A 2,585-nucleotide genomic window follows, 5' to 3' on the forward strand; every position below is an offset into this window, starting at 1 on the left:
GGGATATTGAGGACGGTATCGACAGCACAGGCAAGAAAATGACGCTTTGCCAACTCTACGCCAAACAGAACACACAGAGGGCAAACGTGAAGAAGAGCACACAGAAACAACGGGAACAGCTCATGCGGTTATTGAAAGAGGACAAGTTAGGTGCTAGGAGCATTGATACGATAAAACCCTCTGACGCTAAGGAATGGGCGTTACGCATGAAAGACAAAGGCTTTTCCTATAACACCATTAACAACCATAAACGCTCGTTAAAAGCGTCATTCTATATCGCCATACAAGACGATTGTGTAAGGAAAAACCCTTTTGATTTCAAGTTAAGTGAAGTTATAGAAAATGATACCAAAGAGAAAGTCGCATTGACAGAGGAACAGGAACAAGCCCTACTCTCATTCATCAAGGCGGACAATGTGTATCACAAGTATTATGATGATGTGCTGATACTGTTAAAGACAGGACTTCGTATCTCGGAACTGTGCGGACTGACAGTAGCCGATATTGATTTCAAGAATGAAGTTGTGATTATCGACCACCAGTTATTAAAGAGCAAGGAACAGGGCTACTATATTGAAACGCCTAAGACAAAAAGCGGAGCAAGGCAAGTGCCATTAAGCAGAGAAACGATACAAGCATTTCAACGGGTTATGAAGAAACGCCCAAAGGCAGAACCATTTGTGATAGACGGACGGGGCAACTTTCTATTTGTAAATCATAAAGGCAAGCCCAAAGTTGCGATTGATTACAATATGCTTTTTGTCCGTATGGTAGAGAAATACAACAAGCACCATAAGGACAATCCCTTGCCACATATCACACCGCATACACTACGCCATACGTTCTGCACAAGGCTGGCAAGTAAGAACATGAACCCAAAAGATTTACAGTATATCATGGGACATTCAAATATCAGTATCACAATGAACTGGTATGCTCATGCGTCCATAGATACTGCAAAATCAGAGGTTCAGCGTCTAATCGCATAGAAGTATTTACCACGATTTTAACCACGCTTGATAGCGAAAATATAAGAAGATAGACCTAGATATGTGAGGTTTACAACAAAAGCAAAATGCCCGTAGAGCCGATAAAATAAGGCTTTACGGACATTTAAGAAGATATAAAAAGATAGTCAAAAAGACATATATAATTTTTATCAAATACCTTTATAATAAACTCTGGCTTTATTTTATACTATCCGAGGAGGTTTTCCAATGAAAAAAACATCTTTTTTCAACAGTCTGCCATTTAAGCTGCTGGTCGCTGTGATCCTGGGGATCATAGCCGGTCTTATCCTGAACCGATACAGCACCAACGGAATCTCCATGGCAGTTCTTAATATCACAGTTACTATCAAGTACATTCTGAGCCAGATCATTACCTTCTGCGTGCCGCTGATCGTGCTGGGATTTATCGCTCCGTCCATTACCAGGCTTGGCAAAAATGCTTCGCTGATGCTGGGTGTTGCGGTTGTCCTCGCTTACGGCTCCTCTGTTGGCGCAGCGCTTTTTTCCACAGCCTCTGGCTTTCTCATCATTCCACATCTGTCCATCCATTCCTATGCTGCAGGACTGAAGCGGCTGCCGGAGGTGATCTTTGAGCTGGAGATCCCGCAGATCATGTCCGTTATGAGTGCTCTTGTTTTTGCAATGATGCTGGGACTTGCCGCTACCTGGACAAAGGCGAAGCTGATCACTGGGCTCCTGGATGAATTTCAGAAAATCGTTCTTTCTCTGGTGGCTCGAATCATCATCCCCATTCTTCCGTTATTTATCGGCACTACCTTCTGTGGCCTTGCCTACGAGGGAACCATCACCAGACAGCTGCCTGTTTTTCTGAAGATCATCGTACTGGTGCTTGCCGGGCATTTTATCTGGATGACTCTTCTTTACATCCTTGCAGGTATCTATTCCGGAGAAAATCCTCTGGAGGTTGTCCGCCATTATGGTCCTGCCTATCTGACTGCCGTAGGGACCATGTCCTCTGCAGCCACACTGGCCGTTGCACTGCAGTGCGCCTCCAAGGCAAAACCACTCCGTAAGGATCTGGTCAGCTTCGGGATTCCTCTTTTTGCAAACATCCATCTCTGTGGCTCCGTTCTGACAGAGGTTTTCTTCTGTATGGCGATTTCGAAGATCCTGTACGGTTCCGTTCCCACGCCGGGTACCATGGTTCTGTTCTGCCTTCTTCTGGGTATCTTTGCCATCGGAGCTCCCGGTGTTCCCGGCGGAACCGTCATGGCATCCCTTGGCATCATCACCGGAATACTGAAATTCGACAGCTCCGGCACTGCATTGATGCTTACCATCTTTGCACTGCAGGACAGCTTCGGTACCGCATGCAACGTGACCGGCGACGGTGCACTGACACTGATGCTTACCGGCTATGCAAAGCGCCATCATATTGAGGAGGATGATATAAGTAACTAAATATATTGCAAAAAGATATTAAATGTGTTTAAATATACTTATGGAGGTATATTATGGACACATCAAATATCACAAATTATAAACCAAAAGATTTTGCGGAATTATTAGGTGTTTCTGTAAAAACGCTTCAGAGATGGGACAGAGAGGGAATCT

The 2,585-nt window shown here is 44.5% G+C and carries 3 protein-coding genes; all 3 read left to right on the forward strand.

Going from position 1 to position 2,585, the window contains the following annotated elements; genetic code table 11:
- Positions 1–989: tyrosine-type recombinase/integrase (locus tag NE638_RS17650; protein ID WP_244094888.1), on the forward strand; the 989-nt coding region annotated here is incomplete at its 5' end.
- A 228-nt stretch (positions 990–1,217) separates the two neighbouring features.
- Positions 1,218–2,432 carry a dicarboxylate/amino acid:cation symporter gene (locus tag NE638_RS17655; RefSeq protein WP_173746848.1) on the forward strand — a complete coding sequence of 405 codons (1,215 nt, stop codon included), beginning with the start codon at positions 1,218–1,220 and terminating at the stop codon, positions 2,430–2,432.
- Between the two features lie 68 nt (positions 2,433–2,500).
- Positions 2,501–2,585: MerR family DNA-binding transcriptional regulator (locus NE638_RS17660; protein ID WP_173740748.1), on the forward strand; the 85-nt coding region annotated here is incomplete at its 3' end.

The organism is Blautia sp. MSK.18.38 (assembly GCF_024460535.1).
Classification (GTDB): Bacteria; Bacillota; Clostridia; order Lachnospirales; family Lachnospiraceae; genus Blautia_A; species Blautia_A fusiformis.

Excerpts from the sequence above, each read along its gene's own strand:
- NE638_RS17655 (WP_173746848.1), top strand. The coding sequence starts at position 1,218 with ATGAAAAAAACATCTTTTTTCAACAGTCTGCCATTTAAGCTGCTGGTC.